Source organism: Pararhizobium capsulatum DSM 1112, assembly GCF_030814475.1.
GTDB classification, from domain to species: domain Bacteria; phylum Pseudomonadota; class Alphaproteobacteria; order Rhizobiales; family Rhizobiaceae; genus Pararhizobium; species Pararhizobium capsulatum.
Genome location: NZ_JAUSVF010000001.1, coordinates 2,797,414 through 2,810,797 on the forward strand (window position 1 = coordinate 2,797,414; position 13,384 = coordinate 2,810,797).

A 13,384-nucleotide genomic window follows, 5' to 3' on the forward strand; every position below is an offset into this window, starting at 1 on the left:
AATTTTTTTTCAAGCCGGCGATGATTTCACGCGCTTACGGAGTTCAGGCAGGAGATCCCTCTCGAACCAGGGATGCTTCTTCAACCACGCCGTGTTGCGCCAGCTCGGATGCGGCATCGGCAGCACGACAGGGCCTTGATTGACGCCAAGGAATGCCCGCCAGTTCTCCACCGTCTCCGTCATGGACTTGCGGCGACGATCGCCCAGATGCCACCTCTGGGCATATTGCCCGATTGCCAGGATCAGCTCGATCTGCGGCATCGCCTCCATGACGTGGCTCCGCCATGTCGGTGCACATTCGCGCCGCGGCGGCAGGTCGCTGCCGTGGGCGTCGTATCCGGGGAAACAAAAGCCCATCGGCACTATGGCAAACCGGTCTGGATCGTAGAACTCCTCGCGCGCCACATCCAGCCATTGCCGCAGACGATCGCCCGAAGCATCATTGAACGGCAGGCCGGTATTGTTGACGCGCAGCCCGGGCGCCTGCCCTGCAATCAGGACCCTTGCCTTGTCAGAGATCACCGCCACCGGCCTTGGCTCATGCGGCAGCTGGTTCTGCGGACCGCCCCACGGGGCGTCGCGACAGAGCCGGCAGGCGGCGATGGACTGGCGAAGCTCGGAAATGGACCCGCTCTCGGTCATTCTGTTTTCCTCTTGCGGGCTCAATGTCCGTCAGATGCCGCCGACCAGCGCAAACATGCGCTCGATCAGCCGCGACAGGATATTGCTCACCATATGGGGTGCCTCCTCCATTCCGCCATGCTGCCTGCGCCAATTCTGCGGTGGGTCGAATGTGCCGGCCCAAAGGCCCGGCGCTCGGCCTGCGCAATGCGCTCTTCATCCTTGTAGCCACCGTAGCCAATTGCTTGGCCGGCACGCACCATCGCTGCATTAAGTTCCCGCCCACCGGCAACGCAAACCGCCAGCAACCGGTTATATTTGTCTTTCGCATGGCCGGAGCATTCAACCGGTCCCTGAGCCACCATTTCGACAAGTTGCGCTCTGGATTCCTGCCCGCAATGGCGGGGCGTCTCACCGTCGAGGCAGATCTGCTGCAGTTCCGGCGCATCAATGCCGAGGAGCCGGATGCGTTCCTCACCCATCACCAATGTATCGCCATCGACCACGCGGGTGCTGCCGGAAAGGAAGATCCGGTTGGCTTCATCAATACGCGCCACAACAAGAGCCATCAGGCCGAGCAGCACCGCAGTCAGCAGCACATCCCGCAAAAGGCCACCGCGTCGTTCCCTCAGCCGTATCATTTTCATCTCGTTATTTGCTCAAGGAATCGCCGATTCCACGAGCGGCAGCAACTTCTTAAGAATTTGCTCTTATCGTTGATAGGATTTCATTAATGCCGTTTGAGACCATGAATCAGGGCGTCAGCACCTCGACCGACAAGATCATTGTCGACAAGTCGCGCAGTCACCGCAACAAAGCGGTGTCCAAAGCCGTGCGCGCAAGTCGCGAACGCCTGCAGATCGGTCCGTCCAACATGTCGGGCTTCGACAAGGACATGATAGCCCTGCACATCGATTCGATGCTGCATGGCGCGATTGCCATGCCGGTCTTCATCGCCTTCATCACCGGCATTGGCGTCTACCTGTCCCAGAGCCTGCACCTGATTACCTGGGGCGTGTTGACGCTGTGCGTCCATGCCCTCGGCATCATGCTTGCCCGCAAGGCCAAATCCAGGGAAATGCCGGCGGAGAAGGTCGCCACATGGCGGCGGCGCCTGTTTGTGTTCCAGGCGCTGTTCGGCGCGTGCTGGGCCGTCTTCCTGCTGCAGGAATGCGATGAATGCGGCGCCGTTACGTTCGGGTTCTACAAGGGCGCAGCCCTGCTGATCGCGCTTGCTGCAACGGCGATGGGCACCTTCCTGCTGCGCAATGCGCTGGTCATCACCTTCGCTCCCGTGGTGATCACCTTGGCCGCCCTGTCGCTGCTCAGCGGTTCGCCTTCGACCATGGCACTGACGGCGGTGATCTGCACCTCGCTCGTCTTCCTGGTGTTCATGACCAACCGCATGCATCGGGCGAACCTTCACATCCTTTCCGTCCAGTCGGAAAAGGACGATCTGATCGCCGAACTCGAGGTCGCAAAATCCATGTCGGACGAAGCGCGCCGTCGGGCTGAAGAGGCAAATCTTGCGAAGTCGCGCTTCCTCGCCTCGATGTCGCACGAGCTGCGCACCCCCCTCAACGCCATCCTCGGCTTTTCCGAAGTCATGGCAACCGAGGTGCTGGGGCCGCTCAACAACCCGATCTACAAGGAATATACCGGCGACATCCACCGCTCCGGAAAACACCTGCTCGATCTCATCAACGAAATCCTCGACCTGTCGCGCATCGAGGCCGGCAAATACGACCTCAGCGAGGAAGCGATCCATCTCGTCGAGATCACCGAGGATTGCATCGGCATGGTGCAACTGAAGGCCCGCGCCAAGAACATCACCATCTCCGACCAGTTCGAACGCGCCATGCCGGCCGTCTGGGTGGATGAGAAGGCCATGCGCCAGGTCGTTCTCAACCTGCTCTCCAACGCTGTGAAGTTCACGCCGTCCGGGGGAGAAATCAGCGTCAAGGTCGGCTGGACGGCGGGTGGAGGGCAATATCTGTCTATCAAGGACAACGGCCCCGGCATTCCGGAAGACGAAATCCCCATCGTACTCTCCGCCTTCGGACAGGGTTCGATCGCGATCAAGAGCGCCGAACAGGGTACCGGCCTCGGGCTGCCGATCGTTCAGGCCATCCTTGCCAAGCACAATGGCGAATTCATCCTGCGCTCTCGCCTGCGTGAAGGCACGGAAGCCATCGCCATCCTGCCTTCAAAGCGCGTGCTGCAGAGTGTCCCTGCAGTCGAGAATGCGCCGGAAATCGAACGCCGCCGCAAGAGCTTCGCCTGATTGGTTCAGCCGGCCAGCACCTTCGCGAGAAACACGACATAGAACGCGTAACCCGCATTGGCGACGATCACGCAGAGGCAGGCAAGCGACCCCAGGTCCTTGGCATGTTTGCCCATGTCGGAAATTTCCGGCGAGACACGATCGACGATTTCCTCGATCGCCGTGTTGATCGCTTCGAACGCGACCATCATCAGGAACAGCAGGAACATCGCCAGATACTGGAAGAAGGTCGCGCCAACGATCACGAACGCGATCATGGCCACGACAAAAGCCCCAAGCTCGTGACGGAAGGCCGCCTCCCCCAGCAGCCGCTTGGCCCCGCCGAACGAATAGGTGGCAGCCGCGATGAAATGCGAGATGCCCGTCAATTTTTCAAACGGCTTCGTCATTCAGCCTTCGTCTCCAACATCAGGCGCAACGGGCGGGTATCGGCACGATGCCGAACACTCCGGCATCCAGGGGGCGCCGAATTCTTTATCGCATCCGAATAGGTGAGAAGGCGTGCCCGTTCAACCCCGGTTTGACCGCAACTTATGCCAATGTCGGTCACGAGTTGCGGTGAAACGGCTATTCGCGGTTGCTGACGCCAGCCTGAACAAAGGTCGCCATGCCCGAATGGCATGCAGCCGCCGCCTTGACGATGCCGGCCGCAAGGGCTGCCCCCGTGCCTTCGCCAAGCCGCATGCCGAGCGCCAGAAGCGGCGTCTTGCCCAGCTTCTCGATCGCCCTGATATGGCCGGGTTCACCCGAAACATGACCAATCAGGCAATGGTCGAGCGCCGCCGGATTGGCCGCGCGCAGGATCGCGCCTGCCGCAGTCGCCACATAGCCGTCGAGGATGACCGGGATCTTCTGCATGCGCGCCGCAAGGATCGCGCCCGCCATTGCGGCAATCTCGCGACCGCCAAGCCGGCGCATCAGCTCCAGCGGGTCATTGAGATGGTCCTGATGCAGCGCCACGGCCTTTTCGACAGCAGCGATCTTGCGCGCCAGAACCTCGCCCTGCGAGCCCGTACCCGGCCCAACCCAGTCTTCGGCTTTTCCGCCGTAGAGCGCGAGGTTGATCGCAGCGGCAATCGTCGTGTTGCCGATGCCCATCTCGCCAATGCACAGAAGGTCGGTGCCACCGGCGATCGCTTCCATGCCAAACGCCATGGTCGCCGCGCAGTCGCGCTCGGAAAGGGCGGCTTCCTCGGTGATATCGCCGGTCGGATAATCCAGCGCCAGGTCGAAAACCTTGAGCCCGAGATCATGCGTCACGCAGATCTGGTTGATCGCAGCGCCGCCGGCCGCGAAGTTCTCGACCATCTGCGCCGTGACCGAAGGCGGAAACGGCGTCACGCCTTGCTTTGTCACGCCATGATTGCCGGCAAAAATCGCCACAAGCGGACGATTGACCGCGGGCGCACGACCGGTCCAAGCGGCGAGCCAGAAGGCGATCTCTTCCAGACGACCCAGCGCACCGGCCGGCTTCGTCAGCTGTGCATCCCGTTCACGTGCGGTAACGAGAGCTGCCCCGTCCGGCCCCGGCAGGTCGCGCAGCAGAGTACGGAAATCGTCGAAAGGCAGGCCGCTGGCACTCATTGGGTATGTCCTCGCATCGTCGTTAAAGCGGAACCGGCCCGCCTGGATGCTCTCTCATAATGTGCGCGGCACGTTGGAGCAACGGCATTTGCGCCACCGGCTGTCGCCGTCGCATGATCGTGCAGAAGAACCGATTCGCGGGGCGCGAAACGGCGGGGAGGAAAGCATGTTCAACGTCAGCGATTTCATCGACGACACCGCCCGGTCCGTGGCCTTCTTGAGCCGCATCCACATGCCGCAGCGGCATTTCATCGGCTTCGACGGACGCTTGAGCCGTGCCGTGCGCGCATTTCCCCTCGCTGGCCTGTTGATCGTCCTGCCGGCCGCCGCCGTGGCCTCCATCTTTTCAGCCGTGCATGCCGACCCGCTGTTTACCGCTTTCACAGTCGTCGCCATCCAGTCCCTGATCACCGGCGCGCTGCATGAGGATGGGCTGGCCGATACCGCCGATGGGCTTGGCGGCGGGCGTGACCGGGAAAGCGCTCTCGTGATCATGAAGGACAGCCGCATCGGCTCTTTTGGAGCGATCGCGCTGGTGCTCTCGCTCGGCCTGCGGGTTTCTGCCCTGGCTGCCATCCTGCCGCAGCTGAGCCCGACCGGCGGTGGCCTTGCCATCCTCGCCGTCGCAGCCCTCAGCCGCACCGCAATGGTCTGGCACTGGTCGCGTCTTCCCCCCGCCCGCACGGATGGCGTCGCCGTCTCCGCAGGTGAACCAGCACCCGGCGCCGTACAGTTTGCCATCGCCTTCGGCATCATCTCGGCAGCAGTGCTGATGCTCTTCGCGGGCGTGCCGATGCTCGCCGCCATCCTGGCGCTTGCGGCCTTTGGAGCAGCCGTCCCCGCCTTCGGTCAAATCATCGTGCGCAAGATCGGAGGCCATACAGGTGACACAATCGGAGCCACACAACAGCTGGTCGAGATCGCCGTGCTCGCGGCCCTTGCACTGGCGGTATGAAACGCTGATATATCTCCGGAATACATCGCCGAACCTGCCCGGCGAAGAGAAATGAAGCCCAGTGGGTCACCTGCGCATTTGGCCATGGTGGTTCGATTTTATGCCTCTCTTGGACGTTTAATGGAATCGCCCTGCATCCTCGTTTGTTCGATCGACATGAACACCGGCTACTGCTTCGGCTGCGGCCGAACACGCGACGAGATCGGCGCGTGGACGCTATACACGTCTGAGGAACGCCGACAGATCATGGAGACGCTTCCCGCACGACTGGAAGCCGTCGAGCGCAAGCCGCGCCGGGAAACGCGTCGCGCCCGCATGGCGCGGGAGCGCCTCGCCGAATGAAACCTCTCTATCTGCTGCTCGGCATCCTGGCCGCAGGCCTCATCCTTCTCATCGTCAACCACGATAGCGGCCGCACGCTCGGCATCGAGAACAACGATTTCGGACGCCTCGTTTCCCTTTCCGCCATTGCTGCCATGCTGGCTGCCGGCTTTCTGCACAGCCGGGTCAATTTCGGCGAGACGTTGCGCCAGATCGCCATCTGGCTGGTCATCATTCTCGCCCTCGTCTCGGCCTACCTCTATCGCAACGATCTCGTGAGTTTCGGCGACAGGCTGGCCGGTGGCCTGATCCCCGGCCGCATCAGTGTCTTCACGGACAGCGAGGGCCAGCAGGAAGTCGTGCTCCACAAGGTCCTGAATGGACATTTCGAGACACCGGTGACGATCAACGGCGAAACCGTACGCATGCTCGTCGATACCGGCGCCAGCACCGTCGCAATCTCCTGGTCCGATGCCGAAAAGCTTGGTCTGAAACCGGAAACGCTCGATTTCACCCAAATGGTGACGACCGCCAACGGTCAGGCCCGCGCAGCACCGGTCAACCTTGCCGAAGTCGCCATCGGCCCGATCGTTCGAAACGACATCCGCGCCAGCGTCGCCGAGAAAGGCAAGCTCGACCAGAGCCTGCTCGGCATGAGCTTTCTCTCGACCCTCGACTTCCTGCAGATGCAGACGGACGAGCTGAGGTTGCGGGACTAACGAACAGCGAATACGTTGCGAAGCGACGTCGGCGGCGCAACAACTATTCGCTACCCCTATTCGTTATTCGCCCATTTCAGTTGCGCAGCCGGTAGCCCGTCCTGAAGATCCAGGTCAGCAAGCCCATCAGCACCGCCAGGAAGCCGATGATGATCGTCAGGCTGATCCACGGATTGACGTCGGCGATCTCGAAGAAGCTCCAGCGGAAACCGCTGATCAGGTAGAGCACCGGATTGGCATGGCTCACCGCCTGCCAGAACGGCGGCAGCATGTTGACCGAATAGAAGCTGCCGCCGAGAAACACCAGCGGCGGGATCACCAGCATGGGGATCAGGTTCAGCTGCTCGAAATCCTTGGCCCAGATACCGATGATGAAACCGAACAGGCTGAACGTCACGGCGGTCAGCACGAAGAACAAGAGCATCACCAGTGGATGCGCGATCGTCACATGAACGAACAGCGAGGCCGTCGCCAGAATGATCAGCCCGATCATCATGCCCTTGGTCGCCGCCGCCCCGACATAACCGAGCACGATCTCCGTCATCGAGACGGGTGACGATAGAAGCTCGTAGATCGTGCCGGTAAACTTCGGAAAATAGATCCCGAACGACCCGTTGCCGATACACTGCGTCAGAAGCGTCAGCATGATCAGGCCCGGCGTGATGAAGGCGCCATAGGATACGCCCTCGATCTCCTGGATGCGCGAACCGACGGCCGCCCCGAAGACGATGAAATAGAGCGATGTGGAAATCACCGGCGAGACGACGCTCTGCAGCAGCGTGCGGCGTGTCCGCGCCATCTCGAAGAAATAGATGGATTTGACGGCTTCGAAGTTCATGCGCGTGCTCCCACGAGTTCGACAAAGATGTCTTCCAGCGAACTCTGCCGTGTCGAAAGGTCTTTGAGCCGGATGCCGGCCTCTGCGAGTGCGGTCAGCAGCGTCGTGATCCCCGTGCGCTCCCCACTGACATCGTATTCGTAAATCAGGCTGTGGCCATCGTCCTCGATGCTGAGCTGATAGCCGGAAAGCGCTTCCGGCAGGGTGGAAAGCGGCTCGACAAGCTCGATGCGCAACTGCTTGCGGCCGAGCTTCTTCATAAGTTCCTTCTTCTCCTCGATCAGCAGGATCTTGCCGCCATTGATCACACCCACGCGGTCGGCGATCTCCTCCGCCTCTTCGATGTAGTGTGTGGTCAGGATAATGGTCACGCCCTTTTCCCGCAGCCGCTTCACCACTTCCCACATGTCCTTGCGCAGGTTGACGTCAACGCCCGCCGTCGGCTCGTCGAGAAACAGAACACGCGGCTCGTGCGACAGCGCCTTGGCGATCAGCACCCGCCGCTTCATGCCGCCGGAAAGCTCGCGCAGCATGTTGTCCTTCTTGTCATAGAGCGACAGGTCCTTCAGCACCTTCTCGATATGCGTCGGGTTCGGCTTCTTGCCATGCAGCCCGCGGGAAAAGGACACCGTGTTCCAGACGGTCTCGAACTGGTCCGTCGTCAGCTCCTGCGGCACCAACCCGATCATCGAGCGGGTCTGGCGAAAATCGCGCACCACATCATGGCCGCCAACCGTCACCTTGCCGCCGCTCGGATTGACGATGCCGCAGATGATCGAGATCAACGTCGTCTTGCCGGCCCCGTTCGGCCCCAGCAGCGCCAGGATCTCGCCTTCCTCGATCTCGAGGCTGACATCCTTGAGCGCCTGAAAACCGGACGCATAGGTCTTGACGAGATTGGAAACGGAAACGATGGAAGGCATGAAAGGTCCCGGAATCGGAGGGCGCGGAGAACGCTGTCCTATATGGGGTGGATCGCACAAAATTTCAGCCCAAAAATCACCGGTGATGCGAAAACACCCGCATTATTCCGGCGATGGCCGCAAGCACGCTCCCACGCCCCCCCATCAGGTTGAAAGCGCGGCAGAAATTCCTTGCATCCCCCGCCAAGTCTCATGGTAGCAATATTCGAAACCAGACAAGCGTAAACCTGCTCAACGGAAGGAAACGGCATGAGATACGGACTTCTGCTCATCGCATTGCTCGCCCTAAGCCCCGCGACATCCGCTTTCGCCGACGACTGCGACAATGCCCTGGATCAGGCCAGCATGAATGAATGCGCCGGCGCGGCCTACAAGAAATCGGATACCGAACTCAATTCCCTCTACAAGCAGATTCAAGGGCGTCTGAAGAACGATCCCGACACGCTGAAACTGCTCGTTGCCGCCCAACGCAGCTGGATCGCCTTTCGCGACGCCGAATGCACCTTTTCCGATTCGAGTGCGGCCGAGGGCAGCGTCTATCCGATGATCTACGCCCAGTGCCTGGACGGGATGACGCAGACACGGACGGAAAGCCTGAAGGGTTACCTGAACTGCGAAGAGGGTGACATGAGCTGCCCGGTCCCCGCCGCCGATTGAACGCGAAAGTTTTCCCCTTCCGCTGTCATCAAACCGTGATGATTTTCAATCATTTTCCGGCCGTGCAACGCACACCATTCGACTGATTTGCAGAACCGCCGGCAGTCCCCTCTACGGCACGGTTCATTTTCAAGGCCGGTCTTTTTGCCGGCCTTCTTTTTTCCCCGGTTACCCGCACCTTCGCACAACGATACTCCGTCTTGCCGGATCGCCGTCTTGGCTGTAAATAAGTCAACATTCGATGCGTGAAAAATCCGCACACAACAGAAAGGAGGGTCACGTGCACAATTTCTATTTCCGGTTCTACCGGCAGCGTGGCCCCGTCAACGCCCTGCAAATGCGTTTGCAGGGCTGACCAGAGACCGTTTCTCAAGCGATCCCTTCTTCCTGGTCTGCCCTTCGTGGCCTGCAGTCCTCCAAGCCTTGCGGTTTGGTGCGCCTGCATTTCCTATCCCCCGTTGACGATATGTCGATCATGACCGGCTGATTGCCCCTGATCGCCCGTCGCGCGGAAAGACCAGAGACGAACATGACCTCAATCAATATCCGCAATCTCGGCATCACCCTGTCGCAACAGCTGTTTTCGAAGCTCAACCTCGTTGTCAACGCCGGAGACCGCATCGGCCTCGTCGCCGCCAACGGCCGTGGGAAATCCACGCTCTTCCGCGCAATCGCCGGCACGCTGGAAGCGACCGAAGGCGAGATCACCCGCGCCCGCGGCCTGACCGTCGGCTATGTCGAGCAGAACGTACCCCCGGCTCTCTTCGATCGCACCTTCTACGAAGCCGTCCTCGATGCCCTCCCGGCCGAACAGGCAGAAACAGAAAGCTGGCGCGTCGATGTCACCATGGAGTCGCTGGAGGTCCCCGAGGAGTTCCGCACACGGCAGATGAAGGCGCTCTCCGGCGGCTGGCAGCGGCTGGCGCTGCTTGCTCGTGTCTGGGTCACAGAACCGGACGTGTTGATGCTCGACGAGCCCACCAACCATCTCGATCTCGGCAAGATCGCCGCCCTTGAGGAATGGCTGAACGCACTCCCCCGCGACGTGCCGGTCATCCTCGCCAGCCACGACCGCGCCTTCCTCGACGCCGTCACCAACCGCACCCTCTTCCTGCGCCCGGAGCAATCGCAGGTCTTCGCCCTGCCCTATTCCCGTGCACGTGTGGCGCTGGACGAGGTCGATGCCGCCGATAGCCGCCGCTACGAGCGTGACATGAAGACGGCAGACCAGCTGCGCAAGCAGGCCGCCAAGCTCAAGAACATCGGCATCAACTCCGGCAGTGACCTGCTGGTGGTCAAGACCAGGCAGTTGAAAGAGCGCGCCGAAAAGTTGGAGGATGCCGCCAAGCCGGCCCATCTCGAACGCTCCGCCGGCGCCATCCGCCTTGCAAACCGCGGCACCCACGCCAAGGTGCTGGTGACGCTCGATGACGCCGAAGTCCGCACGCCGGATGGCACGCTGCTGTTCAAGACCGGCAAGCAGTTCATCTGCCAGGGCGATCGCATCGTGCTTCTCGGCCTCAACGGCACGGGCAAGACGCGGCTGATCCATCGGCTGCGCAATGCCATCGCCAATCCGGAAACGGCCCACGACGGCATAAAGGCGACGCCCTCACTGGTGCTCGGTTACGGCGATCAGGCGCTTGCGGATCTGAAGGGCGCTGACACGCCGATGCAGACGGTCACCCGCCGCTTCGATGTCGGCGACCAGCGCGCCCGCTCGTTGCTTGCCGGCGCCGGCATGAGCATCGACATGCAGGGCAAGCCCATCGACCGCCTCTCCGGCGGCCAGAAGGCGCGCCTCGGCATGCTGATGCTCCGGCTCGCGAACCCGAACTTTTACCTGCTGGACGAACCGACCAACCATCTCGACATCGAGGGTCAGGAAACGCTGGAAACCGAGCTGATGGCCCATCAGGCAAGCTGCCTGCTCGTCTCCCACGACCGCAGCTTCGTCCGCGCCATCGGCAACCGCTTCTGGCTGATCGAACGCAAGAAGCTGGTGGAAGTGGAAAGCCCGGAAGCCTTCTTTGCGGATGCGGCGCTTGTCAGGTGACGGATGTGTCCCTCCCTCAAGGGTCCACACGTCAGCGGCTTGCCGTAACGCGTTGCGGCTCCCTGCCTCTTCTCCCCCGCGGGGAGAAGGTGGCCCGAAGGGCCGGATGAGGGGGCCGCCGGCTCGGAATTCGCGGCGCTGTCGTCCGCCCGAAATGTCGCACATGATGTCATGTGGTCCCTTCGCACCTTGAAGACGAAACCGTCCTTGCCGGTGGCGCCGTCAAGATCGCCAGCGCCACTGGAGAGAGCGAGGCCTCAGCTGCAGTGCCGATACCCTGATTTTCGCTCGCGCAAATCGAAGTGGAAATGATCCTTGTGGTGCGGATCGCTGCCGGGGCCAAGCACCGTGCTGAAATACTTGCAGCTGTCGCTGCGCACCGCCTTCAGCAGTCCCTTCTCGCGGAAGGAGAAGAAGCCGGGCTTGCGCACGTCGATCTCCTTGCCGCTCTTCAGCACGAACTTGCCGACGTCGATGGCATTGCCGTGGGCATGTTCGGACATCGGGTTGCCGCGTTGCGAATTCATCGTCCGGCAGGAATAACCGCCCAGCGGCCTGATCGTCTTGACGCCCGAGAGATAACGAGCGCGCGATGAAGGTACCAGCTCGTTCTTCACCCATTTGGCGAAAGCTTCCGTCACCTGGCAGTTGAGCTTCACCGAGGGCTTGACGTCGATGCCGCCGGCAAGGCCGGTGAGCTCGATCGGATAGTCGATGCCGCAGGAGCGCCCCTTGGCGATCCGCTCCACGTCGCGAAACTCGACGCCGAGCTTGGCCAGTCGTTGGCGGCAGGCAATTTCCGATGACGGCATCTGCCCGGTGAAATCCGGTTCCTCCATCGGATTGTTCGCTCGCGGAATGAAGGCGACCTGCCGCTCGAGCCCCGTTGCCTGGGGCTGCATCGTCACCCGCTGCTGTTGTTCGAGAAACTGTGCCTTGCGACGCTCCTCAGCCGCGATCTTTTCCGGGCTGAGCGGTGGCAGGTCCGGGTCGTAGCCGGTATCGACCGGGGCCGCCATAGCCACCTGCTGTCCCTGCCCCTGCCCGATGGCATGAACCTCGCCGCCAATCCCGGCAACCACGGGCTGCGCCGTGTTCCCCTCGGCGATCTCGCGGCTCTGCTCCTCGGCAAGTCCCACCACCTGGGGCTGGCCGGAGACACCGAGCATCGCATCCATGTTGACGCCCTCGGGCGGAACCATCGCTGCCGGCGCCGCATCCATCGCGCTGCCGCCGTTCGCCGCTTCGCTGTCGATCATCGGAAGTCCCGTGCCGGCGCTCTGCTGCATCCCGCCGCCTGCGGGTTGTCGGTTGTGGGCAGACGTCATCGGCATGTCGGCTGAAGGATAGGCGGCAGAAACGGGCTCGCCACGAAGTGGCTGTATGGCGCCGACGCGTGTTCCCGTATCGATCCGGGCGGAGGGTTCCAGTGCATCGTCCGTGGTACAGGTCGCAAGGCTTGCCGAGATAAGCAGCAGCGCAACCGACCTGCGAAATAGGCAACCATACGCCATACATCCACCCCTCATCCGCAACGGTACGCAAAACCAGATCCGTTCGGACGGTAGAGGCTGCCGATCACCTGTGTCGGAACGCAGGCAAGCGCGTTTCCTCGCCGGAAAACGAGGTCACTTTAGGCAATCATGGTAAACGAAAGCTTTCGAACCGGGGGCGGGTTTTAGGGGTTGAAGAAGTAAAAACCCGCGCCTGACGGTGGCCAAAGCGCCGACGCTGTGCAGGTCGACAGACCCGCTGAACAAGTCGATAGATGGAAACCGACCCGCCTCAACGGCAGGCGTTGTTGTCGATCACCCGGAAGCCTTCGGCATCCGCCATGCAGCTGTTGGGGAAGGTCTGCGTGCGGTTGCCACGCCGGCCGCAGACGGGCGCATATTCGCGGGTGCAGACGCCGGGGCGACTTTCCGGACGCTCGCCCGGCATGCCGATGTCACCGCCGGGACGCTCGTTGCTGCGGCATTCGCCGCGTCCGATCACCCGGAAACCATCTGATTCCGCCATGCAGGAGTTGGAGAATGTCTGGGTGCGATTGCCACGGCGCGCGCAAACCGGGTTATATTCCCGTGTGCAGATCTGTGGGCGATCGTCGGGTCGCTCCGGCCGCCCTTCATCCCGGCATTCACCCCGGCCGATGACGTCGAAACCCCGCGCCCGCGCCTGGCAGGAGTTGGAGAAGGTCTCCCGCTGACGCCCGCGCACACCGCAGACCGGCGCATATTCCATGGTGCACATCTGTGGCGGACGCGGCATGGGCTCCGGTCGTGGACCCGGATATTCCTCTACGGTGCAGCCGGCAAGAACGGACAGCGCAAGCGCTGCGATGATCCTGGCAGTCCGCAGGGTGAAGTGGGCCACGGGCAGTTCCTCCATTTCGACGCCGCTTGTCTGCGACGCATAAGGCTTTGATT

The 13,384-nt window shown here is 61.8% G+C and carries 14 protein-coding genes; 6 read left to right on the plus strand and 8 right to left on the minus strand.

The annotated features are described in order from the left end of the window. Nucleotides 1-9: 9 nt before the first annotated feature. The gene (locus tag QO002_RS13615; RefSeq protein ID WP_307230512.1) at nt 10-642 is read right to left on the minus strand and encodes a uracil-DNA glycosylase family protein; all 633 of its coding nucleotides are present in this window, start codon (nt 640-642) and stop codon (nt 10-12) included. Between the two features lie 86 nt (nt 643-728). Beyond that, nucleotides 729-1,262 carry a thermonuclease family protein gene (locus tag QO002_RS13620; RefSeq protein WP_307230514.1) on the minus strand — a complete coding sequence of 178 codons (534 nt, stop codon included), beginning with the start codon at nt 1,260-1,262 and terminating at the stop codon, nt 729-731. Nucleotides 1,263-1,369: 107 nt separating this feature from the next. On the opposite strand from QO002_RS13620, the gene QO002_RS13625 reads away from it, so the two are divergent. Then, entirely contained in the window at nt 1,370-2,905 is a 1,536-nt protein-coding gene (locus tag QO002_RS13625; RefSeq protein WP_307233379.1) for a sensor histidine kinase, read from the plus strand. A gap of 5 nt (nt 2,906-2,910) precedes the next feature. On the opposite strand, the gene QO002_RS13630 is transcribed toward QO002_RS13625, so the two are convergent. Together QO002_RS13630 and cobT are read right to left on the minus strand one after the other, a co-directional pair. Next, complete coding sequence (locus tag QO002_RS13630) at nt 2,911-3,294, minus strand: diacylglycerol kinase (RefSeq protein ID WP_307230516.1); 384 nt, start codon at nt 3,292-3,294, stop codon at nt 2,911-2,913. Nucleotides 3,295-3,472: 178 nt separating this feature from the next. Beyond that, a complete protein-coding gene (cobT, locus tag QO002_RS13635) occupies nt 3,473-4,489 on the minus strand; it encodes a nicotinate-nucleotide--dimethylbenzimidazole phosphoribosyltransferase (protein ID WP_307230518.1) in 1,017 nt (338 codons plus the stop codon). Nucleotides 4,490-4,655: 166 nt separating this feature from the next. Here cobT and QO002_RS13640 point away from each other — a divergent pair, with 166 nt between their 5' ends. The 3 genes from QO002_RS13640 to QO002_RS13650 all read left to right on the plus strand — a co-directional run bounded on the left by QO002_RS13640 (nt 4,656) and on the right by QO002_RS13650 (nt 6,484). After that, nucleotides 4,656-5,444 (plus strand): adenosylcobinamide-GDP ribazoletransferase, encoded by a 789-nt coding sequence (locus QO002_RS13640; protein WP_307230520.1) that lies wholly within the window; start codon nt 4,656-4,658, stop codon nt 5,442-5,444. 120 nt (nt 5,445-5,564) lie between these two features. Then, on the plus strand, nt 5,565-5,786 hold the full coding sequence (locus QO002_RS13645) for a DUF1289 domain-containing protein (RefSeq protein ID WP_307230522.1): 222 nt from the start codon (nt 5,565-5,567) through the stop codon (nt 5,784-5,786). After that, complete coding sequence (locus QO002_RS13650) at nt 5,783-6,484, plus strand: retropepsin-like aspartic protease family protein (RefSeq protein WP_307230524.1); 702 nt, start codon at nt 5,783-5,785, stop codon at nt 6,482-6,484. The genes QO002_RS13645 and QO002_RS13650 overlap by 4 nt, the downstream gene beginning before the upstream one ends. Before the next feature lie 76 nt (nt 6,485-6,560). On the opposite strand, the gene QO002_RS13655 is transcribed toward QO002_RS13650, so the two are convergent. Together QO002_RS13655 and QO002_RS13660 are read right to left on the minus strand one after the other, a co-directional pair. Beyond that, entirely contained in the window at nt 6,561-7,322 is a 762-nt protein-coding gene (locus tag QO002_RS13655; RefSeq protein WP_307230526.1) for an ABC transporter permease, read from the minus strand. Then, entirely contained in the window at nt 7,319-8,245 is a 927-nt protein-coding gene (locus QO002_RS13660; RefSeq protein WP_307230528.1) for an ABC transporter ATP-binding protein, read from the minus strand. Before QO002_RS13660 ends, QO002_RS13655 begins: the two co-directional genes overlap by 4 nt. Nucleotides 8,246-8,494: 249 nt before the next feature. Here QO002_RS13660 and QO002_RS13665 point away from each other — a divergent pair, with 249 nt between their 5' ends. Continuing rightward, nucleotides 8,495-8,902, plus strand: coding sequence for a lysozyme inhibitor LprI family protein (locus QO002_RS13665; protein ID WP_307230529.1), 408 nt, complete (start codon nt 8,495-8,497; stop codon nt 8,900-8,902). A 529-nt stretch (nt 8,903-9,431) separates the two neighbouring features. After that, nucleotides 9,432-10,958 carry an ABC-F family ATP-binding cassette domain-containing protein gene (locus tag QO002_RS13670; RefSeq protein ID WP_307230531.1) on the plus strand — a complete coding sequence of 509 codons (1,527 nt, stop codon included), beginning with the start codon at nt 9,432-9,434 and terminating at the stop codon, nt 10,956-10,958. A 257-nt stretch (nt 10,959-11,215) separates the two neighbouring features. Here the strand turns inward: QO002_RS13670 and QO002_RS13675 are convergent, their stop codons facing one another. Further along, nucleotides 11,216-12,472 carry an extensin-like domain-containing protein gene (locus tag QO002_RS13675; protein WP_307230533.1) on the minus strand — a complete coding sequence of 419 codons (1,257 nt, stop codon included), beginning with the start codon at nt 12,470-12,472 and terminating at the stop codon, nt 11,216-11,218. 271 nt (nt 12,473-12,743) lie between these two features. Continuing rightward, on the minus strand, nt 12,744-13,346 hold the full coding sequence (locus QO002_RS13680; protein ID WP_307233381.1) for a Kazal-type serine protease inhibitor domain-containing protein: 603 nt from the start codon (nt 13,344-13,346) through the stop codon (nt 12,744-12,746). Nucleotides 13,347-13,384 lie beyond the last annotated feature (38 nt).